Annotated in this window: 19 protein-coding genes and 1 pseudogene; 12 read left to right on the top strand and 8 right to left on the bottom strand. The window is 42.4% G+C overall.

The window, feature by feature from the left end:
* The first annotated feature begins 4 nt into the window (after positions 1-4).
* The 5 genes from BQ8014_RS01395 to BQ8014_RS01380 all read left to right on the top strand — a co-directional run bounded on the left by BQ8014_RS01395 (position 5) and on the right by BQ8014_RS01380 (position 5,018).
* Positions 5-604 (top strand): NAD(P)H-dependent oxidoreductase, encoded by a 600-nt coding sequence (locus tag BQ8014_RS01395; protein WP_080905748.1) that lies wholly within the window; start codon positions 5-7, stop codon positions 602-604.
* 14 nt (positions 605-618) lie between these two features.
* The gene (locus tag BQ8014_RS18935; protein WP_087880476.1) at positions 619-1,779 is read left to right on the top strand and encodes an alkene reductase; all 1,161 of its coding nucleotides are present in this window, start codon (positions 619-621) and stop codon (positions 1,777-1,779) included.
* Positions 1,780-1,797: 18 nt separating this feature from the next.
* Positions 1,798-2,901, top strand: a complete 1,104-nt coding sequence (locus BQ8014_RS18930) for an L-dopachrome tautomerase-related protein (protein ID WP_087880475.1) — start codon at positions 1,798-1,800, stop codon at positions 2,899-2,901.
* An 80-nt stretch (positions 2,902-2,981) separates the two neighbouring features.
* Positions 2,982-4,178 carry an MFS transporter gene (locus tag BQ8014_RS01385; RefSeq protein WP_200814319.1) on the top strand — a complete coding sequence of 399 codons (1,197 nt, stop codon included), beginning with the start codon at positions 2,982-2,984 and terminating at the stop codon, positions 4,176-4,178.
* 204 nt (positions 4,179-4,382) lie between these two features.
* Positions 4,383-5,018 (top strand): DKNYY domain-containing protein, encoded by a 636-nt coding sequence (locus BQ8014_RS01380; RefSeq protein WP_080902787.1) that lies wholly within the window; start codon positions 4,383-4,385, stop codon positions 5,016-5,018.
* 45 nt (positions 5,019-5,063) lie between these two features.
* On the opposite strand, the gene nadA is transcribed toward BQ8014_RS01380, so the two are convergent.
* The 6 genes from nadA to BQ8014_RS01350 all read right to left on the bottom strand — a co-directional run bounded on the left by nadA (position 5,064) and on the right by BQ8014_RS01350 (position 14,524).
* Positions 5,064-6,047: a quinolinate synthase NadA gene (nadA, locus tag BQ8014_RS01375; RefSeq protein ID WP_080902786.1), complete on the bottom strand. Its 984-nt coding sequence runs from the start codon at positions 6,045-6,047 to the stop codon at positions 5,064-5,066.
* A gap of 105 nt (positions 6,048-6,152) precedes the next feature.
* A complete protein-coding gene (locus BQ8014_RS01370; protein ID WP_080902785.1) occupies positions 6,153-6,863 on the bottom strand; it encodes a DNA alkylation repair protein in 711 nt (236 codons plus the stop codon).
* A complete protein-coding gene (locus BQ8014_RS01365) occupies positions 6,860-7,822 on the bottom strand; it encodes an NAD(P)-dependent oxidoreductase (RefSeq protein ID WP_080902784.1) in 963 nt (320 codons plus the stop codon). Before BQ8014_RS01365 ends, BQ8014_RS01370 begins: the two co-directional genes overlap by 4 nt.
* Before the next feature lie 538 nt (positions 7,823-8,360).
* A complete protein-coding gene (locus BQ8014_RS01360) occupies positions 8,361-10,070 on the bottom strand; it encodes a RagB/SusD family nutrient uptake outer membrane protein (RefSeq protein WP_080905747.1) in 1,710 nt (569 codons plus the stop codon).
* Positions 10,071-10,084: 14 nt separating this feature from the next.
* Positions 10,085-13,408 (bottom strand): SusC/RagA family TonB-linked outer membrane protein, encoded by a 3,324-nt coding sequence (locus tag BQ8014_RS01355; RefSeq protein WP_080902783.1) that lies wholly within the window; start codon positions 13,406-13,408, stop codon positions 10,085-10,087.
* Between the two features lie 135 nt (positions 13,409-13,543).
* A complete protein-coding gene (locus BQ8014_RS01350) occupies positions 13,544-14,524 on the bottom strand; it encodes a FecR family protein (RefSeq protein WP_160150003.1) in 981 nt (326 codons plus the stop codon).
* 190 nt (positions 14,525-14,714) lie between these two features.
* Between BQ8014_RS01350 and BQ8014_RS01345 the strand changes: the two genes are divergently transcribed.
* The 7 genes and pseudogenes from BQ8014_RS01345 (at position 14,715) to BQ8014_RS01320 (ending at position 20,774) form a co-directional block, all read left to right on the top strand.
* The gene (locus tag BQ8014_RS01345; protein ID WP_080902781.1) at positions 14,715-15,329 is read left to right on the top strand and encodes an RNA polymerase sigma factor; all 615 of its coding nucleotides are present in this window, start codon (positions 14,715-14,717) and stop codon (positions 15,327-15,329) included.
* A gap of 503 nt (positions 15,330-15,832) precedes the next feature.
* Entirely contained in the window at positions 15,833-17,077 is a 1,245-nt protein-coding gene (locus tag BQ8014_RS01340) for a nucleoside recognition domain-containing protein (protein WP_080902780.1), read from the top strand.
* Positions 17,078-17,081: 4 nt separating this feature from the next.
* Complete coding sequence (ybeY, locus tag BQ8014_RS01335) at positions 17,082-17,504, top strand: rRNA maturation RNase YbeY (RefSeq protein ID WP_080902779.1); 423 nt, start codon at positions 17,082-17,084, stop codon at positions 17,502-17,504.
* Between the two features lie 275 nt (positions 17,505-17,779).
* Entirely contained in the window at positions 17,780-18,574 is a 795-nt protein-coding gene (locus tag BQ8014_RS01330) for a gluconate 5-dehydrogenase (RefSeq protein WP_080902778.1), read from the top strand.
* A gap of 12 nt (positions 18,575-18,586) precedes the next feature.
* Positions 18,587-18,904, top strand: a pseudogene (locus BQ8014_RS19600) (hypothetical protein); the annotation flags it as partial.
* A 105-nt stretch (positions 18,905-19,009) separates the two neighbouring features.
* Positions 19,010-19,642 carry an NUDIX hydrolase N-terminal domain-containing protein gene (locus BQ8014_RS19595; RefSeq protein ID WP_234998100.1) on the top strand — a complete coding sequence of 211 codons (633 nt, stop codon included), beginning with the start codon at positions 19,010-19,012 and terminating at the stop codon, positions 19,640-19,642.
* Positions 19,643-19,700: 58 nt separating this feature from the next.
* Positions 19,701-20,774: an SGNH/GDSL hydrolase family protein gene (locus BQ8014_RS01320; RefSeq protein ID WP_080902777.1), complete on the top strand. Its 1,074-nt coding sequence runs from the start codon at positions 19,701-19,703 to the stop codon at positions 20,772-20,774.
* A 211-nt stretch (positions 20,775-20,985) separates the two neighbouring features.
* On the opposite strand, the gene BQ8014_RS01315 is transcribed toward BQ8014_RS01320, so the two are convergent.
* Complete coding sequence (locus tag BQ8014_RS01315; RefSeq protein WP_080902776.1) at positions 20,986-21,480, bottom strand: 3'-5' exonuclease; 495 nt, start codon at positions 21,478-21,480, stop codon at positions 20,986-20,988.
* A gap of 90 nt (positions 21,481-21,570) precedes the next feature.
* Positions 21,571-23,682 (bottom strand): glycoside hydrolase family 2 protein, encoded by a 2,112-nt coding sequence (locus tag BQ8014_RS01310; RefSeq protein ID WP_080902775.1) that lies wholly within the window; start codon positions 23,680-23,682, stop codon positions 21,571-21,573.
* Positions 23,683-23,760 lie beyond the last annotated feature (78 nt).

Here is a 23,760-nt window from a genome sequence, read left to right as displayed (position 1 = left end):
GAGTATGAAAGTATTTATAATAAATGGCGGACAACAGTTCGCTCATTCCGGAGGCCGCTTTAATGAAACGGTGACCGGATGGACCAGTGATTTTTTCAAAGAAATTGGCGCTGAAGTACAAACAACTGACATCAATAAACCATATCTTCCGGAAGAAGAAGTGAAAAAATATGTTTGGGCAGACCTAATTATATATCATACCCCTGTATGGTGGTTTTCGTTGCCATACAAACTAAAAGAATATATAGATATTGTATTTACCGCAGGACATCAGAATGGCATTTATGAAAGTGACGGGCGTAGCCGCAAAAGTGACAACCCCAAACTTCATTATGGTACAGGCGGTTTGCTTCAAGGGCGGAAATATATGCTGACCACGAGTTGGAATGCGCCTATTGAAGCATTTACCATTAAGGGAGAGTTCTTCGATTTGCATAATGAAGATGAAATACTTATCGGTGCTCATAAATTAAATCAATTTATCGGGTTAACAAAAGTAGACGGATTTCATTTTCATGAAATGGAAAAAGGTGTGACTCCTGAAAAGATAGAACTGGAAAAAACAGCCTATCTAAATCATTTGAAGAGTATTTTTACAGACTAAAAACACCATATATTATGCAAAGATTGATTATTTTATTACTTATCACACTTTCTGTCGTTTCTTGTAAACAAAACACAAACAAGCAGGAAAATGGAGATGAAGCTGAAACAGGATATACTTTATTAAACGCTTATAAAACAAATAACCTTGATTTGAACAACCGGGTCGTAATGGCTCCGATGACACGTTGTAGAGCAGATAATGAAGGACATGTACCCACCGATCTAATGGCAGAGTATTATGCCCAAAGAGCCTCGGCAGGACTCATTATCACAGAGATGGCGATCATTGCTCCTAACGGTTATGGATTCCCTGATATTCCAGGTATTTATACAAACGAGCAGATCGAAGGCTGGAAAAAGATAGCCGATAAAGTACATGAGAAAGGAGGTAAAATTTTCATGCAGATCGCACATAACGGTCGCAGATACGTTGATCCCGAAAGTGAAATCATCGCACCTTCGGCTATCCCATTCAAAGAGGGAGCCGTTGTGCCCAAAGCAATGTCAAAGGTTCAAATCGGACAAGTAGCCGGAGAATTTGCTACGGCAGCTAAAAATGCAATTAATGCAGGGTTTGACGGGGTAGAAATACACGCTGCAAACGGTTATTTGATCAGTCAGTTTTTAGCTAAATCGGCTAATATCCGGACAGACGAATATGGAGGATCGATCGAAAACAGAAGTCGTTTTTTGTTCGAAGTGCTTGACTCTCTTGCCAACAAAGTAGACATGTCTAAAGTCGCTATCCGGATCTCTCCATCCTTAAATGAGTCGGGAATTGTAGATGACGAAGAAACGCAGCCATTACATGAATATGTCGTAAAAAGGCTAAACGATTATAACCTGGCATACCTCCATATTTCAGGAAGAGCGGATAAAATCAAAGGAGAAAAAGAGCAAGCGGCTCATGTATTAAACATTGCCAAACATTACCGCCAGTTCTATAAAGGCACGTATATAATAAACAAAGGTTTTACAAAAGAAACAGCGGAAGCTGCCATTAAAGAAGGTATTGCCGATCTTGTTTCTTTCGGGCATTTATATGTGTCTAATCCTGATTTAGTCGAACGTTTCAGAAATAACTATCCGCTTACCGAGTCCAATCCGAAAACTTTTATGGCAAAAGGAGCGGAAGGATATACCGATTATCCGTCTTATCAGAAAACGAATTAACTAAAGGAGAGAGAAAAAATGAAAAGTATAACAACTATCCTTCTATTTATAGTCGGGTTGCAGAGCCATTCACTTGCTCAAAACACATATCACAGCGATAAATTAGTTCCGGTTGTAACATTCGGAGAGTATAGGGCGATTGGGGTAGGCGTTTCTTCCGATAATCGCCTTTTTGTATCTTTCCCCAGACGTGGCGGAGCATACAAGTATGGTCTGGTTGAAGTCGTTAACGGAGAATTAAAACCTTATCCTGATGAGACATGGAATAGAGATGGCGACGAAACGAACCATTTCGCCAGTGTGCAGGATCTGTTTGTCGATGTCAACGATTTTCTTTGGGTATTGGACTCTAAACCTTCTCCCGGAGGCTCGATCTTTGGAGATAGCCGGGAGAAAGCTCAGGAAGGAGATTTCAAATTGTTGAAAATTAATTTGAAAACAAATAGAGTTGATCGGGTTTATACGTTCGAGGGTTTAGATAAAACCCGTTCAGGCCTGAATGATATAAGGGTTGATCCGGAAAAAGGGTTGGCTTATTTATCCGATCCGGGATTGGCAGCCCTTGTTGTTTTGGATTTAAATACAGGTAAAACGCGCACTGCATTGGAAAAATCGTCCTTTACATTAGCCGATCCGGATATAATATTGTCATATAACGGAACAGAAATGAAAGACCAAAGCGGTAAACCATTCTCGTCCAATGTAAACGGAATAGCATTAACTAAGGATTTTAAGTATCTTTATTTTAAACCGATCAACAAAAACAATCTCTACCGGATAGAAACGAAATATCTTGCCGACGCGTCTCTCACAGACGAAACTTTGGAAACGAAAGTAGAAGATATGGGCGAAGTTGGCGTAACACACGGCCTGGAGGCCGACCGCAAAGGCAATATCTTTCTTACCACTTCCCTGGATTATAGCATCAAATACCTTAGTCCCGATGGGAAACTACATACACTTGTACAAGACTCAAGATTGCTCTGGCCTGATTCGTTTGGGATCGGAACCGATGGATACTTGTATTTTTCCTGTGCTCAGTTACAAAACGAGCCACAATGGAATAATGGTGCAAACAAGTCCCGATTGCCATTTACACTTTATAAAGTTAAATTACCATAAGATAATGGTCTGTCATCAGTAAATAAAATAATATATCGTAATCAGGAAGAAGATCAACGGACAAAAGGCAGATAAAGAAGATGCAAAGCGGTGAAACACCAACAAAGCGTTTAGACAACAAGCTTCTTTTTCTAATGGCAGCAACCACCGGCCTGGTAGTTGCTAATAATTATTATAATCAGCCCCTGTTGGGATTGATGGCCAAACATTTTGAAGTTTCGGAGCTGCAAATAAGCAGCGTACCCATGTTAACGCAAATAGGATATGCGATAGGTCTTTTTTTGATTGTCCCTTTAGGAGATAAGCTTAAACGGAAAAAATTGATTCTATTCGACTTCTTCTTCATTATTGCAGCATTGCTCTCTGCAGCATTTGCCCAGTCACCTATGCAACTAAAGATCGCAAGTTTTTTTATCGGATTAACGTCTGTCGTACCTCAAATCATGGTACCTATGGCAGCCCAGCTGGCTGATAATAACAAGCGTGGTGCAGCCATCGGAACGGTTATGACAGGAATGTTTATTGGTATTCTTGGGTCAAGAACAATAAGCGGTTTCGTGGGAGCACACTTAGGATGGAGTTCGATGTTTCTTATTGCATCAGGCATTATGATTGTTTTATTTATTTGCCTCTATAAGTTTCTGCCTGAAATTCATCCGGACTTCAAAGGGAATTATATTTCGCTGTTAAAGTCTATAATAGAACAGTTCAAGACCTTACCGCAGTTACGGCTGGCAAGTATTCGCGGTGCATTGGATTTTGCTTGTTTCAGCATTTTCTGGACAACACTTGTCTTTCTACTCGAATCGCCTCCTTTTTATATGGGAAGCGACGTTGCAGGCGCAATGGGATTGGTTGGAATTGCAGGTGCGTTAATAGCATCGGTCGTCGGCAGACTTAGCGATCGGATCAGTAAAAATATAATAATTATTATTGGAGTATTCGTCATAATGGTATCATGGGCTATTATCGGACTTTCCGTATCAAGCCTGATTGGTCTTATTATCGGGGCATTCTTCCTCGATCTGGGAATCCAATCTGTCCATATTACCAACCAAACTATAATATTTGAAGGAAATCCCCCGGCACGTAACCGGATTAATACGGTTTATATGGTTTTATATTTTGCCGGCGGCTCTATAGGAACATTCATAGGAGGATATATCTGGTATTATTTCAAATGGGCAGGCATTTCTATTGCCGGTTTTTCACTCGCTTTTATTACGCTTATAGTACACTTAATTGGTATAAAAATCATCGAAAGGAGAAAAGTATAGAGAAATGTAGAACAATAAAATTGATTGAAGATGAAAAAATATCCTCTAATGAATATTGAATTCCGGAAAAACATCAACACACCTCTTTGGAAGATGCGGTGGAATTTTCAGAGAAAAGCAAAATGATTTATCAGTTGAAGAAAGGCCATGAAGAAAAGTCTGTTATATTATTTGTATATTAGCGAGTAATTAATTGAGGGTGCTATGAAACAGTCTATTATACTATTTATATTCAGTTTGTTATTTGTCGGGTCCGGTAATTTATTTGCTATAGAAAGAGGTCATCTACAATCTGTTTCCAGGCAAACGGTAAGCTCAAAAAAAATAGTACCTATAGGTGGTGGGTATACAAAAGATAATTTTCAGGTATATTATCAAGGAGAAATTGTCGAAAAAGCCTCATCTTCTTCTTTTACCTATTTGGGAGATGGCTATGGGAAGGATAACTGGACTGTGTTTTACAGAGGAAGGATCGTGAAAGATGCTTCTTCCTCTTCCTTTGAATGTTTAAAGGATGGATATGCCAAAGATAATTGGAACACGTTCTATAGAGGAAAAGTTCTTGATGAGGCCTCCGCTAATTCATCTAAAACGTTAGGAGGCGGATATAGTAAAGATAATTGGACTGTATTTTATAGAGGGGACGTTGTAAAGGACGCCTCTTCTTCTTCTTTTAAATATTTAGGTGGGGGGTATGGGAAAGATAATTGGACTGTGTTTTACCGGGGGAAAGTTGTGAAAGATGCTTCCTCCACCTCTTTTGAATATTTAAAAGACGGATATGCCAAAGATAACTGGAATGTATATTTTAGAGGGAAAATAACCAGGGGTTATCGTTGAGTCTTATAAAGTATATTCGATTGATTTTTTCACTTCACGTTCCTTTTAAAGCCCTAACCTCGCAGAGAGTTCCAGCATCCGGAGGATTGGCTTGACCGCTTTCTCCCTGATTTCATCTGGTACGGTGACCTCCGGCTGTTCATAACGAAGGCAATTATATAGTTTCGCCATTGTATTCAAGCGCATGAAGCTGCACTCATTGCAAGCACAGGTACTGTCGTTCGGCGGAGCCGGGATAAACTCTTTTTCGGGACTTTTCTTCTGCATTTCGTGGATCACCCCGCTTTCTGTAGCGACAATAAAACGTTTGGCGCCCGAAGTCATGGTGTGCTTCAATAGAGCGGCCGTGGAACCTACAAAGTCTGAGATTTGGATAATCGGCTGCTTGCATTCCGGATGGGCAATAATTTCAGCATCGGGGTATTGCTTTTTCAGTTCCAAGATCTTTTCCAAAGAAAATTTCTCGTGCACGTGGCAAGCACCATCCCATAGCAACATATCCCGGCCTGTAATGCTGTTGATATAGTTGCCGAGATTTTTATCCGGGCCGAAGATCAGTTTGGCATCCTGCGGGAAACTTTCTACGATTTGGCGTGCATTCGTAGAGGTCACGACCACATCGGTTACCGCTTTAACAGCTGCCGAAGTATTGACATAAGAAATAACCGTATAGCCTGGATGCGCCTTGACAAAAGCTTCGAAAGCATCCGCCGGGCAACTGTCCGCCAGCGAGCAGCCGGCATTCAGATCCGGGATCAGTACTTTTTTATCAGGGCAGAGAATTTTAGCGGTTTCCCCCATAAAATGAACGCCGCTCAGCACAATAATGTCCGCCGTTGTCTTAGCAGCCCATTGGGCAAGCGCCAAGCTATCGCCCACGAAATCGGCTACATCCTGTATATCACCCGTCTGGTAATAATGGGCTAAGATGATGGCGTTCTTTTCCTTCCGCAACCGGTTGATTTCCTTCACCAGATCGAGTCCGACGGGAATCGGTTTGTTTACGTATCCTATTGATTGGTCCAACATAGCATGCAATACATTAGTATGATTCAATAATCGAATCCAAAGGTACGGACTTTCATGTAGACTATGGCAATTCTCATCTATTTTAAGATTTCCGCAGGAAAGAGATTAACATTCTCTTTTCTTTTTCAGAAAATAAAGGCGTTGAGGCTCGGGATAATGCTCGATAGCATAACGGAGGGTGGTACGAGGAAGTTCGGTTGCGTGCGCCTCCAGCCACTCTGTAAGCGTATGCCGGTCTTTCTTGCCAATCTCACGCAGCATCCAACCGAGTGCCTTATGCATCAGGTCGTGCGGATGCCCTTTCAGAAGTTCGACGAAGGCCAGGGTGTCACGGAATTCTCCCCGCCGGATAAAGACGATCGTCGAAACAACAGCGATCCGCTGTTCCCAAAGGTTCCGGCTTTCAGCCAGCCGATAAAGGATCGAACGATCCTTATCAATCAGATAGGTTCCCACCACATGCGGACAGGTAACGTCTACCAAGTCCCAGTTATTAATCCGGGTCGTATGATCCAGGTAAAAGGCGAATAAGGTTTTCCGTTCATCGGGTGTCGCCTTCTTGAACTGCTCTGCCAGAATCAGCAGGGCGCAAAGCCTTGCTTCATGATATTCGCTTTCTATCAATTGCTCTAATTCAGCCAACGGTGTCTGCCGGTTCGCCTTTGCTACATTCCGGACCAGAGGAACTACGATCCCGAGGAAGACATCTCCTTCGGCGTATTGCCCGGGGCCGGTTTTAAAAAAGCGCTGCAGGAAAGTTGCTTTTTCCGGATTAGCAATTGAAAGCAACTCATTCAGGATAAAACCGGCTGTCATGGATGCAAAACCCGGGCCACCGGACGGTCTCCTTCGAAGAAACCGACGACATTATCACTCACGGCCTTTGCCATCTCAATCCGGGAAGTAACCGTTTGCGTCCCGATATGAGGGGTCATAACTACATTATCCAACTCCAATAATCCGGGCAGCGGATGGTCTCCGAACTCAAAGACATCCAGCCCGGCACCCCAAATCACTCCTTCCTTCAAGGCCTTCACAAGTGCATGCTCGTCGACCAAAACTCCACGGGCGGTATTAACCAGAATAGCGGAAGGCTTCATCCGTTTCAGTTCCCCCTCTCCTATCAAATGATAAGTTTCCTTTGTACTGGGTGCGTTCAGGGATACAAAGTCGGCCTGTTCCAGCAATTCTTCAAAAGAGACATAGGCTGCTCCCAACTTGGTTTCCTCGTCGAGAGAAAGCCGGCGGCGGTTATGGTAAATGACACTCATTCCGCAAGCGATCGCCCGTTTGCAGAACGCCTTTCCGATACGGCCCATTCCGATAATCCCCAATGTACGCCCTTCAACGGCAACTCCGAGATTTTCCGACAAGCTGACCTTCAGCCCTTGTCCTTTCATCCGTAGCTTACGGTCGTATTCCGTGACCCTACGGGCAGTATCCAAAAGTAAGGCCAGAGCCAGATTAGCTGTCGGAGCTGTTACCGGGCCGGGCGTATTTGCTACGGTTAGTCCTTTTTCAAGAGCATAAGCGACGTCTATATTCTCATAACCGACCGCATAATTCGCGATCAACTGTAACTTTGTTCCCCGGTCAATCAACTCTTTAGTTACCGGAAAGTTAAACATCGAGCACAAAACATCGTAGGCAGGAATTAAGTCCAAAACTTCCTCATACGTAAAACTCTTTTTCTCCGGATAAGTAACCTTATACTTGCTTTCCATCTCCACGAAACCTTCACGGAACATGTTATAGGTAACTAATACTTTCTTCATTTTGATTCCATTCGATATTTATTGCCGACAAAAATAAATAAACGGCTCCTCAATGCAAAGAAGAAATACCACTTTCATCCTTTGAACAAGTATATTTTACAAACATAAGAATTTAATCAAATTGAATTATAAATTCATTCCGTTTATCTTTTTTCCATGCGAATTGTTTGTAGTAGGAGAAGCTGCAAAAAAAGGAGAGGAAGTTCGTATTTTTACCTTTTTTCATAAGGATGGAATTCCAATATAAGAAGCCACCCGTCGCCTCCACTTCCATTTCGGTGTCCTCCTCCTCCCATTTTGTACATCATAGAGAATCTGATGTACTGATTTCCCTTCCGCACTTTTATCATGTCTACCCTTCTCCTGAAATATGGCCACACAATACTAACTCAATATTTGAAGCCGGAGCATTTCCGGTTGAATTTATAACAAGACTGATTCTGATAACTTTGTAAGTACTTCGGTCGTATAACATGAAACACATCCAATGGAGATAGGGTGACCACACAGGATCACCCCTACCCGGATCAATTTATCATTAATATCCTAGATTTTGTACCAAATTCGGATTTATTGCCAACTCTTTCAACGGGATTGGCAACAAATACTGTCTTGCCGGAACACTTCGCGGAAATATTATCTGAATTTTACCCGTGGCATACATTGCAGAGAAGTCAATTGTTCCATCATCCATTACGTCCGGCAATACATCTTTTGGAAAGAACCAGTCGCCATTGTCGTAGTTCTCCAACAATTTGTTCTTGTCCTGCAACATAACATAGAGCGGTCGTTGCAGAGCTGTTTCAATTTGACGCCAACGGATTATGTCGAACCAACGCTTGTTTTCCCATGCCAACTCACTGCGGCGTTCGTAGCGGAGGATGGTCCGCAATTTGGCCTGATTGGTTTCGGTCACCGCGGGATACTTGGTCGTTTCGGTCACCTCGCACTTGTAGGCGCGTGCGCGTACCTGATTGATGGCATTCAGTGTGGAGGCGTCAATTTCATTCAACTCCATTTTGGCTTCAGCGTACATCAACAGGACATCAGCATATCGCATGATTTTGTAACTTCTATCCGTCTGTTTGTCTTCCGTCCATTCCGCACATGCCCCCTTTTTCAAGGCCAGACCGTTGAAAGCTGCCCACTGGTCATTTATCTTTGAGTCCTTATTGGTCACCATTTTGCCGGTAGTGAGATTCAATACTTGTTTTGCTGCCGGACTTGGGTCGTAAATGAATCCGAGGTGTTCCGTACCAAATTCGACAATCGTGGCAGCACATCGGGGATCCCTGTTTTTGAAAGGTTGCGCCGGATTATAGAGCGGTGATTCGTCTATCGGTTTTCCGTCGGTACAGGTAAAGGAACAAAGCAACTCCCACGAAGGTTGGGCTGACGCACTGCCACCCGGGTTCCGGGGATACATGGTAGATATCGTTTCAGCGTCGCCATTCAATGCTGTAGAGCGCGGTATTGTAAAAATCAACTCGTCTGATTTTCTCGTATCCGTCACGAACAACTCGTCAAAATCGGGATGTAAAGAGTAGACGTCTAAATCCATGCAGCTTTTGGCAGCATCACGGCAGGTTGCCCAATCGGAAAACCAGATAGCCGTCCGGGCCTTAAAAGCGTAAGCCGCCCCCTTGGTTACCCGCAGATGCGATTCGGTATCGATATTGGTTACGGGCAGATACTCAATGGCCTTGTCAAAGTCTTCATAAATCTGCTTCAAAATGGTATTCTTGTCTGTCTGTTTCATTTCGTAAGCTTCCTCAAGGGATAGATAATCCGTAAAAAACGGAACATCACCATATAGGAATATTAAATAAGAATAGAAGACAGCTCTGAAGAAACGTGCTTCGCCTTCATATTTAGTTATCAATTCGTTGGCGAGATTTGCATGTTCCAAACTGCCGATGATGGTGTTTGCCCTTGAAATGCCTTTGTATGAATTGAGCCACGTTGTTTCTACATAACTGGTTTCGCTGGTAACGGTTCCGCCTATCCATTCATAAAGGTGATCGCGTTGGCTCCAATCGTCGGTGAAACGATCGCTGTGGAACAGACGATTAGCCTCCCAATACCACAACGATGCTCTATACAAGTCGTTGACCGCCATTTTTATCTCCTGTTCGTTTGTATACCAATTCTCCGTTGAGGCCTCCGAGAGTGGATTCAAGTCCAAGTTCTGGCATCCCGTGAGAAACAGCAGGGTACCCATTATTGTTGATAAGATGAATTTTTTCATTGTCATTATTAATTTTAAAATTTAACCTGTATGCCAAAATTAAATGATCTGGTAATGTATGCATTAATAGCTGTTTCCGGGTCCCATCCTTTGGGATAGTTGTCTATCGAGAAGAGGTCGGAAGCCGAAGCCCATAACCGTACATTGGACAACTGCGCCCGGTTGACAATCTTCTTGGGCAGCGTATAGCCCAGTGTGATATTCTTCAACCGGAAATAAGAACCGTCAATCAGCCAATAGTCAGACATCTTGTAGTTGGTGGTTTCGTATCCCATGGTCGATAAGCGGGGATATTTGGCTTTAGCATTCTGCTCGTCCGTATTGTAATAGCTGAAATAATTGCCATCGAGAATCGAAGGGAAGGTATGTGCACCCGTTGTTCGATAAACCATATCGGCCGTCAGAAGCTTCTTCACCTTGCCAACCCCCTGAAAAACCAGAGACATGTCAAATCCTTTATAGCCGGCATTGATATTGCCACCATAGATATACCTCGGCAATGAACCTCCTAACAGTACCCGGTCGTAGTCGGAACTGATTTTTCCGTCGGGTACTCCGTCGGGACCGCTTACATCCTTATACTTCACATCTCCGACTTTGACGGATGAATGTAGCACAGGAGACGCATCCAGATCTTCCTGAGTCAGAAAAAGACCGTCGGACAGATAACCATACCATTCGGCATACTCACTACCTTCGCGGATGATGGTATTCCCATCAAATACGATGCCCGACAGATTGCCCATGACCGAACGGTAATCGGACAGATTAGCGCTTATCGAATACCTGAAGTCACTTATCTTGTCTTTCCATCCCACTTGTAAGTCCCAACCCTTCGTATTCATGATACCGGCATTTTGTTGGGGATTGTCATAGCCTAACAAATCGGGAATTTCAAGTGCCAACAACATGTCGTGGGTGGTCTTCTTATACCAGTCGAATGTCACAGAGAACCGGTCGTTGAAAAGATTGGCATCCAGACCTACATCGAATACCTCCGTCCATTCCCACGTGATATCCTGTACATTGTAAGTCTGTTGGGCAGCCGACGTTGCGGCGTCAACGCCTCCTGTAGTGTTAACAAAAGCAAGGGCTTCAAAACCGATATTTGCCTGATAGGGATAGTTTCCGATACGTTCGTTACCCAAATTGCCCCACGAACCTCTCAACTTGAGGAAGGAGAGCGGGAGGTCGAGTTTCTTGAAAAACGATTCTTCGCTGGCTACCCAACCGGCCGAAACAGAGGGAAAATAACCCGTACGATAGTCGCGGTGGAAACGTGATGATTGATCAATACGTATATTGGCCTGAAACAGGTACCGGTGGGCAAAATCATAGTTGACTCGTCCGAAGTAGGAACGGTAGGCATTTTCGCTGGCATTGCCCGAACTGGCTAAATAATTATTATTACTTCTGTCTAAATAGGGGAAATTGGATAATTCCATCATGCTACTGGAAGATCCGAGCGATTCGGAAAAAGCATAATAGTCCTCGTAACCGGCCAGCAGTGAGAGGTTATGCATTTTATCAAAGATGGTTGCATAGTTGACCAACAACTGTTTAGTGGTGGTTCGTTCTTCACCTCTTGATTCACTCAGACTGTTATTTTCGTGTCCGGTAATATAGCCTACAAAAAGAGTCGGGTCGTCGATATCATAATAAGGAATCCGTTTAATCATATTTTTCCCTTTATTCAATAAAATCGTCGGGGCATAAACTCCCGTAATGGTTAGCCCCTTGAGGGGAGTGAAGTCCAATGCTATTTTTCCGGTGAAATAATCGCTCCATGAATTGTTAAAGCCTCCGTAATTCAAGCGGGCGTATGTATTGGAACCTTCTCTTGCACCGGTAATACGACCATCCGAGAAAAGGGGAGCGTATATCGGAGAAAGTTTGTATGAAGCTTCCATCGGGTTGACGGTCGCATTTTCAGAAATGCCACGACGATAATAACCGTCAACTGTTGCCGCCAGATACTTGTTGATACGTAGATTGTTGTTTATACGGGCGATAATAGTGGCATACGAACGGTGGTTGTATAGGGCATCTGTCTTTTCATACCCAATGGAGGCCTTTGACTGGAAAACTTTGTTACCATAGTTGATCGACAGATTGTGTTTTTGTCTTGGCGCAAAATCGTTAATAAGATATGATTTCCAGTCGGTAATGGGATAACGGTCGGGATCAAGCCGGTTGTTTTCGGCGTAACTTTCGATGAAGTCCTGACTGTAAGTAAAATATTCACTTCCGGGTATATTGCCACTGTCGTTCCAACTCGTTTCGTTATGCATTTCCATGAAGCGCTTGTAGTCAACTACACCCGGAAAAGTAGTCGCTTGCAAAAAGCCAAGTGTTCCCGAATAATCGATACTCAGCTCCCCCTCTTTGGCGCGTTTGGTCGTTATCAAAATGACTCCTGCCGAAGCTCTGGCTCCATAGATAGAGGCTGAAGCGGCATCTTTTAAGACAGAAATGCTTTCTATGTCATCCACATCCAGACCCAAGCTGCCCTGTATTCCATCCACCAAAATCAAGGGATCGGAAGTACCGATAGTCGTGATACCACGCACCCGGATGCTCGCGCTTGCTCCCGGCATCGAACTGGAACGGGTGACTTGTACACCCGGTATCATACCTTGCAACGCTTGGGATACGCTAGTGGCCTGAATAGATGCAAGCTTTTCTCCATCCACGCCGGCTACCGATCCGGTTAAGTCGATTTTCTTAATAGTACCATAGCCGATGACCACTATCTCGTCGAGAGATTGGGTATCTTCTTTCAATACAATAGTTTCATTTTGTATATCAGAGGCTTTTAACTCTTTAGTAATAAAACCTATATACGAAACTGTAATTGTCGCATTTTGGGGCATTCTTATGCTAAAGCCTCCATTGACATCTGTCGCCATGCCCATGGTAGTTCCCTTTACGACTACCGAAGCACCGATAATTGGTACGTTTTCCGAATCAACGACTTTCCCCCTCAATTCAATAGTGGGGTAATCTCCTTGTTTAGGTAAACTATCTTCTGCAATGATTGTGAATATTTTAGCATCTACTTTCTTATAGGTGAAGTTTGTTTGAGCTAAAGAATGCGTTAGGATTTGTTCTACATTTGCATTTTTTGCATTGAATGCTGGGACGCTGATCCCCTTGAGTTGTTTGGAATCGAAAGTGATAATACAGCCGGATACTGCATGAAGACTTGTTAGCCGTTGGATCAAAGTCTCTGATGGGAATTGTCTGTTTATTGTCTGCCCACATAAAAATTGCGGCAAAAAACATAAGTATCCCAAAAAGAGAATTAATAAGATACATTTTAATTTTTTTCTTCTCATCTTGTTGAATTTTAGTTTATTGTGTTATTATAATCTGTTCATTTTGTAAAAAAGACCTTCCTTGGACTATTTTTTATAGCCCTTAATAATCATATTTGTAATTTATCTTGGAACTTCTATTTTAACCCCGTGAAGTTATGAAGAACGATATATTGTGATATTTTCACCTTTACATGTGTATTTCAAATTATAAATAAGACAAATTGATTTAATCACGCTTTCAGGACTAACCGTTTTGTCATATACGCCATTAATCATTATGTCGGTTAGTGAAGAATCTTCAATTTTCAGGTTAATCCCGTAGAACTGCTTCATCCTTAGAATGAGTTCCCCCGAATTAGCATTATTCAGTACCAAATTTCCCTCTTTCCATGCATTTATATTGTTGAAATCCTTTTGATTTATTTCATACTTATCATTCTGGGTATTATACATTAATTCACTGTTTTTTACTAAAGTCCCTAAAAGTTGATTCCCCTTATTAACATAGACTTTTCCGCTTTGTACGGAAACGACATACAGCCCAATCTCTGCATAGGATTTAACATTGAATGAGGTTCCTATTACTGTTATCTGAAAATCTCCATTATGTATAATAAAAGGTTTATCCGGATTTTTAGCCACATTGAAAAAAACTTCCCCTTCTATCCAAACCTCCCTTTTGTTTTTATTAAAGTTCGATTCATTATACCTTATGTTGGAATTGAGGTTCAAACTTATTGCTGTTCCATCTTCAAGGTTTAAGGTCCTAATTCTACCTTCGTCAGTATAGCAAATATCCTGCGCCCTATTGGATTCTGTTTTGAATATCTGGTGACAAAAAAGTAGGATAACAAAAATCGCAGCAATAGATGCACTATATTTCAATAAACGAAAAGTCTGAAGCTTCTTCTTCTCCTTAGAGATATACTTTGACAGCCTATTATAAACGTTTTTATTGATAATCTTTGATGTTTCATCGGAAATCGGAGATTTATTTCCATTATTAATGATTCGGCTTGATTCATCAACGATTTTCTGGTCTTCTTCATCTGTTTTTCCATTCAAAAAACGGTCGTAAATGTCACTTAAAACATTTAAAAATTCGATTTTTGACTTTAATTTGTTTTTATCCATATTTAGATAATACATAAAACTATAAAATACTTTGTAAATCTGCTTCCATTATAATAGCGTAAGATTTAACTTCAATATCCCCGTAAATCGATTAATTATCTGTTACGATTTTGATGTTTTTCTTCATTGAATATTAACAGGCAGGTGATAATAAAAATGTATTTTTGAGAAAAAATTATTATTGAACGTGATGGTAATATCTGATAAAAAACTGTTAGAGAACATTTCTAAAAAGGATGAATCTGCATTTAAGGAATTATACGACCGATATAGCCAATCCATACTTAAACAAGTTAGTTCAAGGATAAAAGACATAAATGCGATTGAAGATTTGTGTCAGGAGTTTTGGTTATTTGTTTGGACTTCCAGTTCTCTTATTCGAATAAATGAGGAGGGAGACGCTTCTAAATCATTGTTCTATATTCTTTCGAAAAGAATACTTGATTATTATCGTCACATTACTAAAAGCATAATTATTCAGAATGAAAACATAGAAAATGATGTTTCTAAAAACATACAATATTGTCATGTATTCGAGGATTTAGTAGAAAAAGATATTATAGAACTGGTTGATCAATTGGTGAATAAGTTACCCCAATTAGATCAAAAAATCTACCAATTGCGTATAAAGAGAGGGTATTCTATTAAAGAGACTGCAAATCAACTCTCAATCAGTGAAAAGACGGTACAGAGCCATATGACAAAAATAACATCAGAAATACGTTCCCAGCTTACCTTCATTAGTTTATTTGTCAATTCTTCAATTCTATTAAATTTTTATGATTACCTAAATTCATTTTTGTAAATGTCTTTCTTTTGTGCACAATATACTCTTTTTCATGCCAAGGCATAGGCAAAACATGGGCGAGGCAGTACCTTTTTGTTTCACAGGTAGCAAAATCCTACTTTCCACCGGCCGGCAAAAGATCTTTCTCTGGCCGGATGAAGATCTTTTGCCGGCCAGAGAAAATTAAAAAAACAGTGCAAAAAAAACAGATTCTCAACTATAGCCGAATTCGTTTAAAGTTCAAACGGATAAATAGGACACAGATAATGCTTTCAACGTAAGCTTTCTTTATTTTACATCTCTTTTTCACAAAAGAGCTATTTGCATTGCGGCAGATAGATCAACTACTTTGAAAATTTAACACGGATAAAGGTCTATCGGGGGATATTTCATCACCTCTTTAACTTCAAGGCTTATTTTTTGTTTCCATTCGATATTTATTCGTGACAAAAATAAACAAACAGCTCTCCAATGCAAAGAAGAATTACTACTTTTGTCTCTCAATCTTTCAAAAGAAATATATGGTATTAAATTACATCTGGATTGCCTTCTTCCTTATTGCCTTTGTGGTTGCCTTAGCGAAATTGATCTTCTTGGGAGATACCGATGTCTTCACGCTGATTATCAACTCTACCTTTGATTCCGCAAAGATGGGTTTTGAAATTTCTTTGGGATTGACAGGTATTTTGTCTCTTTGGCTCGGGATCATGAAGATAGGTGAGAAGGGAGGCTTAATTCAGGCATTTGCGCGGCTGGCTTCTCCCGTTTTCAGTAAACTTTTTCCGGATCTGCCCAAAGACCATCCGGTAACCGGATCGATCTTTATGAATTTCTCCGCCAATCTCTTGGGGCTCGACAATGCTGCAACCCCTATGGGGCTCAAGGCTATGCAACAATTGCAGGAGCTGAATCCGAAAAAGAATTCGGCGAGTAATCCGATGATCATGTTTCTTTGCATCAATGCTTCGGGATTGACCATCATCCCGATCACGATCATGATGTATCGTGCGCAGATGGGAGCTGCCAACCCTTCCGATGTCTTTCTGCCGATCATGTTGACGACCTTCTCTTCGACGCTGGTTGCGATCGTTGCAGTCTGTGTCATGCAAAAAATTAATATTTTCCAAAAGAATTTACTCCTGTTTTTCGGAGGTCTTCTCGCTTTTATCTTCGGACTTATGTTTCTCTTCAAATCCATGTCGCAAGAACAAGTTACCCTCTATTCCACCCTTTTTGCCAATACAGTACTCTTTACAATTATTTGCGGATTCCTTTTTTCCGGTATTCGTAAAAAGATCAATGTCTATGACGCTTTTATAGAAGGGGCCAAAGAAGGGTTTACAACAGCTATCACGATTATCCCCTACTTGATAGCTATTTTGGTAGGGATCGGCATCTTCAGGGCTTCCGGTGCAATGGACGCTTTGGTAGGAGGGATCCGTTGGTGCGTCGCTTCAGTAGGTTTGAATACAGAGTTCGTAGGCGCCCTACCGACAATGATCATGAAACCGCTCAGTGGAAGCGGCTCCAGAGGAATGATGCTGGACGCAATGAATGTTTACGGCGTCGATTCTTTTGTCGGTCGTCTCGCTTGTATTGCACAGGGATCAACAGATACGGCATTCTATGTCGTCGCGCTATATTATGGAAGCGTAGGCATCCGCAATACCCGATACACCATTCAATGTGCGTTACTGGCTGATATTTCCGGAGCTATTGCCGCTATTCTGGTCACCTATTTATTCTTTTCCTTTTTAATTGCTTAAAAGTATGACGATCACATTCTATGCAGAAGGAGTTAAGCTACCGGCTATAAAGAAAAAAAAGGTCGGTGATTGGATCAAAACAGTAGCCGGAACGTATGGGAAAACTGTGGGGAATATCTCTTACCTCTTTTGTTCGGACGAGAAGATATTAGAAATAAACCGGCAATATCTCCAACACGATTACTACACCGACATCATCACCTTCGATTATACGGATAAAGACCGCATCTCAGGTGACATCTTTATTAGTCTGGATACGGTCAATAGTAATTCCGAAGCCTTTCAAACCCCTTACAACGAGGAACTTCACCGGGTCATTATCCACGGCATCCTCCACCTCTGCGGCATTAACGACAAAGGCCCCGGGGAACGCGAGCAAATGGCCGCCGAAGAAAACAAAGCCCTCGCATTATATGCGTTGGAATAAGTCCGGACTTATTTTCACCCACACATTAAAAATATGCAAGTATATTTCTCTTTACTATATTATTGAAGTTTATCAAGTAAAAAACGAAGCATACTCTTTTTCACGCCAAAGGATAAATCACACCTTCCCTTGCAGCAATTCGTTACGCCCCTTCTTCTAAATAATACTAAAAGAAACCGTACAGACGCGTTTTTTCCCACTTATTTTGTACATTTATCTCTCTATTTAAAGACTATCGCCCCAGAAAATCAGGCATTAGTAAAAACAAGAACATAATGAGCAATCAATTTTCATTGAAAGGAAAAGTCGCCTTGATAACAGGCGCAGCGTATGGGATCGGTTTCGCGATCGCTTCCGCTCTTGCAAATGCGGGGGCCCAAATCGTCTTCAATGACCGCCATAAAGAATCTCTCGAAAAAGGATTGGATTCATACAGGAAAGCAGGTATAGACGCTAAAGGATTCGTCTGCGATGTAACGGATGAAACGGGTGTGAATGAGATGGTCGCACAGATAGAAAAACAGGTTGGCATCATTGATATCCTAGTCAACAATGCCGGTATCATCAAACGCATTCCCATGACAGAGATGAGCGCCGCCGATTTCCGGCAGGTCGTCGATATTGACTTAACCGGCCCGTTTATTGTTTCAAAAGCAGTCATTCCGGGCATGATAAATAAAGGACACGGCAAAATCATCAATCTCTGTTCGATGATGAGCGAACTTGGCCGGGAAACCGTTTCGGCTTACGCAGCCTCGAAAGGAGGACTGAAGATGCTGACCCGTAATATCTGCTCCGAATATGGGAAATACAACATTCAATGCAACGGCTTAGGCCCCGGTTATATAGCAACCCCCCAGACCGTTCCACTAAGGGAAAGGCAACCGGACGGTTCGCGCCATCCGTTCGACTCCTTCATTATCGCTAAGACCCCGGCCGCGCGCTGGGGATCACCCGAAGACTTGCAGGGACCAGTCGTCTTTCTGGCTTCTGATGCCTCCAATTTCGTCAACGGACATATCCTTTATGTCGACGGCGGTATCCTGGCCTATATCGGCAAGCAACCCTAAAAAAAATTCCGCATGAATTTAACCGACAAAAAAGAGTTCCATATAATGCAAAAATACAAACATCTTCTTTTCGATATTCCCCTCTTTTCCGAAATGAAGGCTTTAGCAAATGAATTAAAGAACAAGGGGATAAGATTCGGACTCATCCTCCCGGAAAGCCAAAAAGACACCCCCCCATTGAATAGGACAGACCTTTTCGAAACAGTAATTTATGCGGAAGATCCCCCTATGTCAAATCCGATAATAAAATATATCGAAACAACCGGCGCACATAAAGAAGAGATACTCACTATCGGAAGCACTATTCAACATTCACAATATGCAAAAGCTGCCGGAGTTGATTGGGGATTAGCGCTATGGGAATGCATGTCGGTGAAGCATCTCTATGCTACTTATTATTTCAGCAAACCAGAGGATATCCCATACCTCCTGGCAATGAATCCGGATCCTTTCGGCGAACTTCCTTGGCTGAAATGGGCCATGGAGTTACAATTCATATCACAAGCAGGCACTACCTATTCAAAGGATGCCTTCGATGTAGAGCGCTTCGAAAGACTGAAAGAAATTTCGGCAGAGATAATGAGTTTAAAGACAGGAATTTCAAAAGAACAAGTAAAAGACGTTTTTTGTAATGAAACGGGATTCCAGACACCCAAACTCGATACAAGAGCGGCCATCTTTGAGGATGACAAGATCTTGCTTGTCAAAGAGAAAAACGGAACCTGGTCATTACCCGGAGGATGGGTGGACGTCAATGAGTCCATCAAATCGAATACCATAAAAGAGGCAAAAGAAGAATCCGGATTAGATGTGCTCCCGGTCAGATTGATTGCCATTCAAGACCGAAACAAACATAATTTGCCTCTATATGCTTATGGTATAAGCAAAGCTTTTGTTTTATGCGAAATAGTCGGAGGAAGTTTCACACCGAACGTAGAAACGGAAAGAAGTGAATTTTTCGGCTTGGCCGAACTCCCTCCTCTGGCTCTCGAAAAAAATAATGAAGACCAGATCAAACTCTGTTTCGATGCCTATCATTCCAACTATTGGGAACCTGTTTTTGATTAGTATGGCCTATTAGCAACTATTTAAATTTATAATGTAATCAACTTTGATTGTAGATAAAATGGATAAGATTAAACTATTCGTAGGAATTGCCTTGTGTTCATTCCTATTCTCAGCTAACGCTCAAGTCACCTATTATGATGCCGCCCTCTTCCCTTTGATAGGAAAGATATCAGAAAATACGGAAACCCGTTATGAACGCCTACCTAAGAATTTAAAAGGATCGTGTAGGGAACCTGTATGGAATCTGGGTAAAAATACTTCCGGCCTTGCACTCCGGTTTAAAACAAACAGTACAGCTATTTATGCCAAATGGGAGGTCTTCGGAAATCACATGAATCATATGACGGATACCGGGACCAAAGGGCTCGATTTATACGCTTGGGAAGACGGTCGTTGGCAATTTGTAAATTCAGGCCGTCCACAGGGAAAAATGAATGAGCAAAAGATCATCGCAAACATGCTGCCGTGCGAACGGGAATACATGCTTTTCCTGCCGCTCTACGACGGAATTATGTCTCTTTCTGTCGGCATAGATTCCTTGTCCCGTATAGGACAACCGGACCTGTCAAATTTCCAAACCGGGCATCCTATTATAGTATACGGAACAAGCATTACCCAAGGCGGTTGTGCCTCCCGTCCCGGCATGTCTTACCCCAATATTCTGGACCGGGAATTAAACAGGGAGTTCATTAATCTTGGATTTAGTGGAAATGGGAAATTAGATTATGAAATTGCAGAGTTAATGGCAACCAGGCATGACGCTTCGCTCTTTATTCTTGATTTTATACCCAACGTTACAGCTGAAGAAATTAAGGAAAAAACAAAAACGTTCTTCCAAATTCTCCGTAGGGACAATCCCAATACGCCTGTATTATTCATTGAAACAGCTATCTTCCCCCATTCAGTCTTTGATAAAAGCACTTATGGACTACTCGTGGAAAAGAACAGATTATTGCGTCAGGAATATGAAGGCCTGAAACAATCCGGCGTCCAACATATTTATTATTTAAAAACGGACCAACTGATCGGCCAGGACGGGGAGGCGACGGTAGACGGAGTTCATTTTACAGACTTAGGATTTTACAGAATGGCCCGATCGTTAAAAGAATGCCTGCAGGATATTTTGAAGTAGGGATAGGGAGGCCTCGGCCAGGCATGGAATCGCAAATCGCTTATGCTATAGATTCTCAACCTGACGAGAAAGATAGGCCCCTAGGCTCTGCTAAAGCCTGGGGTTCTCCTATGCGGGTGACACCTGCATAGACAAGTTGCATTTTGACTCGAACGGCCCCATTCACCCCGTAATTATGACAAACAAAGGGGTGGCCCCTATTAAACAACGATTATAAAAGCTGTAAGGCGATCTCTGCGCAAGCTTCGGCGTCTGCCAGCGCATGATGATGGTTGGAAAGGACATAACCGCAATCTTCTGCAACTGTCTGCAGCTGGTGGTTGGGTAAATGACGCAATTGGCGGCGCGATTCGGCCAACGTGCAATAAAAGATATAACCGGGATAATCCATTTGATAAGTTCGGAATACCGCCTTTAAGCAGGATTCGTCGAATCCTTTGTTATGGGCGACTAACGGATAATTCCCGAGAAGGGGGCTTACCTGCTCCCATACTTTCGGGAAGACGGGAGCCTGTTCCGTGTCTTTGCTTGTCAATCCATGAATGCGACTGTTTCCCGGGCTGTAATAAGCCGGTTCCGGCTGGATCAGACTATAGAAACGGTCGGTAATCGAGCCGTTTCTGACGATAACCACTCCTACACTGCATACGCTTGACAATTGTTCGTTGGCCGTTTCAAAATCGATGGCTGCAAAATCCCGTAACATCTTTTTTCTATTTTGATGTGTAAAGGTAGTGAGAATTCGTTATAATGCGACTCAAAGAATAATGATTCCCCGGATTTACGGCTGTGTGCATTAGAATCCGGAATGAACTTCCTGATTGTAGGAAGTATCCGATTCCCGTCTCTTTTCTCCACTGTAAATCCATTCGATCGAATCTTCATAGGTTTTTCCTTTCCGGCGTACAATGGCCCGAATGTTGTTTTTCCCGTCCGCCAAAGTTACATCGTCGATGATATAATGGACGTCTGTGTAGCCTTTACGGATGCCGCTAAGCTCTTTACCATTCAGATAGACGGCCGGGATACCTATATTGGAATAAACGGTAATGGAGGTATGCTTTCTCTCCCGGTCCGTATTGCGGCGTTGGGTCAGATATATTACCGGATCACTGCTCCAGTTGGCCTTATACCAGTAATAGGCGTCTTTTTTGATTTTCCGGTCGAAAGTGATCAATCCTTTCATATTCCGGGCAGGTACTCCTCCACGCGTCCAGAGCGGGCAGGCAAAATCGAACATATTCCATAAATAGGAGGCGATGATATACGGATGTTGGGCTATCACGCTCCATTGGTATTCATGTGTCTTGGTCTGGAATGTTTCCGGATAAAATTCTTTCGTCCAGTTTAAAGCATCCCCCAGGTATTCGGTTTGGTGATGAATATTGGCGTCCGCTCCGTATTCCGTCAGCATCAGTTTTTCGTGAGGATATTTTCTTTCCAGTCCGTCAATCCATGGTTCCATGTCCTGCAATTTTTTTTCATACCAGCCGAAATAACGGTTCATTCCCTGGATATCGGCATTCAAATTAACCGGATGCTCCATGTCTCCGTAACCATTGACCGATACGGTATAGCGGTCGGGATCTTCCGTTTTGGCCAGATCGTGCAGTGACTTTGTCAGTTCTTTGGTATATTCATGCGGGCGATAGACTTCATTGTGCAATCCCCAGACATAAATAGAAGGATGGTTGAAGCTCTGCCTGATCAATTCGCGTAGTTGATTGCGCGCGTTTTCAGCCTCCTGTCCTGTTACACGATTGACAAAAGGTATTTCCGCCCAAATGATCAAACCGAGCGAATCACAACGCGAGTAAAGATAGTCGGATTGCTGGTAATGGGCGAAACGAACGGTCGTGGCTCCAATGTCCATGATGGCGGCGAGGTCGAAATCATGGTTTGCGTTTGTCAGTGCGCTACCCAATCCCCACCAATCCTGATGGCGGGTAACCCCGTACATCGGGTATTTTTCGCCATTCAGATAAAACCCTTTGCCTGCGATTATTTCATAGTTGCGCAAACCCAGTGGCTGGATCATTTCATCGATAACTTTCCCGTCTTTTATCAGATGGGTGACCACTTTGTATAGATACGTATTTTTCCGGCCTTGCCACAAAACCGGGTGTTTTAGCGTGAAGTCCGTCTCGAATGTTTGGACACCTTGCGGCGTCAGATCGATTGGTTGGTCCCGGGAAACTATTTTCTTACCTTCCCGGTCGTAAATCGTATTCCGTAAAATGAGAGGGACTGGCTGTAGCGTTCCGTTGTCCAGTTTGACCTTCAGTCGTACGTCCGCTTGTCTGGAAGATACGTTTTTTTGTGTAATGTAAACACCCGGAGAAGCATTGTCCGTGATGCAAATGTTGCATGAATCCGTCATAATCAGCCATACCGGACGGTAGATCCCACCATAAACTCCAAATAGGACATGGTTGGCGGGTATGATATCCGGGCGTGAGGAATTGTCCGCCTTTACGATAATTTCGTTTTCTCCGGTTTTCAACATCGTTCCGATTTCACAGGAAAAAGCAGCATAAGCCCCCTTATGGGTAGTCACTAATGAGCCATTTACATAAACTTCCGAATAAGACCCTACGCTTTCAAAGCGAAGAAAAACCCGTTTTTCTTTCCATTTTTCCGGCAGATTATATTGTTTCCTGTAATAAGCGGCGCCTTGGTAAAAGTCATTGGCTTGGATCTGCATGTCCTTCGCATTCCAAGTATGGGGAATTTCAACCTTTTCCCAACCCTTTTCCCAGTTCGGAATATTAATTACTAATTCCGTATTTACCGGGGCCTTTTTGAATTCCCATCCGGAATTGAAAGATTCTACCCAACGTCCCTCGGCTGAAAGCGAAGAGCAAAAAAAGATGTTTAAAAGAATGAAGGCAAAGGTCAGTTTATTCATGATGTATGTAATGATTGGAAGGCAAAAATAAAAGAATGGAAACCTCCTTTCGCGTAAAATTATCTCAAATCGATGTAA

This window comes from Parabacteroides sp. Marseille-P3160, assembly GCF_900162725.1.
GTDB lineage: Bacteria > Bacteroidota > Bacteroidia > Bacteroidales > Tannerellaceae > Marseille-P3160.
The sequence above is the reverse complement of the archived record's forward strand: the minus strand, read 5'-3'. Positions and strand labels throughout refer to the sequence as shown.

What these genes read in the sequence shown, in the direction of transcription:
- ybeY (WP_080902779.1), top strand. Translation starts at nt 17,082, where the DNA reads ATGACGATCACATTCTATGCAGAAGGAGTTAAGCTACCGGCTATAAAG.
- BQ8014_RS01355 (WP_080902783.1), bottom strand. Translation starts at nt 13,408, where the DNA reads ATGAGAAGAAAAAAATTAAAATGTATCTTATTAATTCTCTTTTTGGGA.
- BQ8014_RS01370 (WP_080902785.1), bottom strand. Translation starts at nt 6,863, where the DNA reads ATGACAGCCGGTTTTATCCTGAATGAGTTGCTTTCAATTGCTAATCCG.
- BQ8014_RS01315 (WP_080902776.1), bottom strand. Translation starts at nt 21,480, where the DNA reads ATGTTACGGGATTTTGCAGCCATCGATTTTGAAACGGCCAACGAACAA.
- BQ8014_RS01380 (WP_080902787.1), top strand. Translation starts at nt 4,383, where the DNA reads ATGAAACAGTCTATTATACTATTTATATTCAGTTTGTTATTTGTCGGG.
- BQ8014_RS18930 (WP_087880475.1), top strand. Translation starts at nt 1,798, where the DNA reads ATGAAAAGTATAACAACTATCCTTCTATTTATAGTCGGGTTGCAGAGC.
- BQ8014_RS18935 (WP_087880476.1), top strand. Translation starts at nt 619, where the DNA reads ATGCAAAGATTGATTATTTTATTACTTATCACACTTTCTGTCGTTTCT.
- BQ8014_RS01330 (WP_080902778.1), top strand. Translation starts at nt 17,780, where the DNA reads ATGAGCAATCAATTTTCATTGAAAGGAAAAGTCGCCTTGATAACAGGC.
- nadA (WP_080902786.1), bottom strand. Translation starts at nt 6,047, where the DNA reads ATGTTGGACCAATCAATAGGATACGTAAACAAACCGATTCCCGTCGGA.
- BQ8014_RS01350 (WP_160150003.1), bottom strand. Translation starts at nt 14,524, where the DNA reads ATGGATAAAAACAAATTAAAGTCAAAAATCGAATTTTTAAATGTTTTA.
- BQ8014_RS01340 (WP_080902780.1), top strand. Translation starts at nt 15,833, where the DNA reads ATGGTATTAAATTACATCTGGATTGCCTTCTTCCTTATTGCCTTTGTG.
- BQ8014_RS01310 (WP_080902775.1), bottom strand. Translation starts at nt 23,682, where the DNA reads ATGAATAAACTGACCTTTGCCTTCATTCTTTTAAACATCTTTTTTTGC.
- BQ8014_RS01320 (WP_080902777.1), top strand. Translation starts at nt 19,701, where the DNA reads ATGGATAAGATTAAACTATTCGTAGGAATTGCCTTGTGTTCATTCCTA.
- BQ8014_RS01345 (WP_080902781.1), top strand. Translation starts at nt 14,715, where the DNA reads ATGGTAATATCTGATAAAAAACTGTTAGAGAACATTTCTAAAAAGGAT.
- BQ8014_RS01385 (WP_200814319.1), top strand. Translation starts at nt 2,982, where the DNA reads ATGCAAAGCGGTGAAACACCAACAAAGCGTTTAGACAACAAGCTTCTT.
- BQ8014_RS01395 (WP_080905748.1), top strand. Translation starts at nt 5, where the DNA reads ATGAAAGTATTTATAATAAATGGCGGACAACAGTTCGCTCATTCCGGA.
- BQ8014_RS01365 (WP_080902784.1), bottom strand. Translation starts at nt 7,822, where the DNA reads ATGAAGAAAGTATTAGTTACCTATAACATGTTCCGTGAAGGTTTCGTG.
- BQ8014_RS01360 (WP_080905747.1), bottom strand. Translation starts at nt 10,070, where the DNA reads ATGAAAAAATTCATCTTATCAACAATAATGGGTACCCTGCTGTTTCTC.
- BQ8014_RS19595 (WP_234998100.1), top strand. Translation starts at nt 19,010, where the DNA reads ATGAATCCGGATCCTTTCGGCGAACTTCCTTGGCTGAAATGGGCCATG.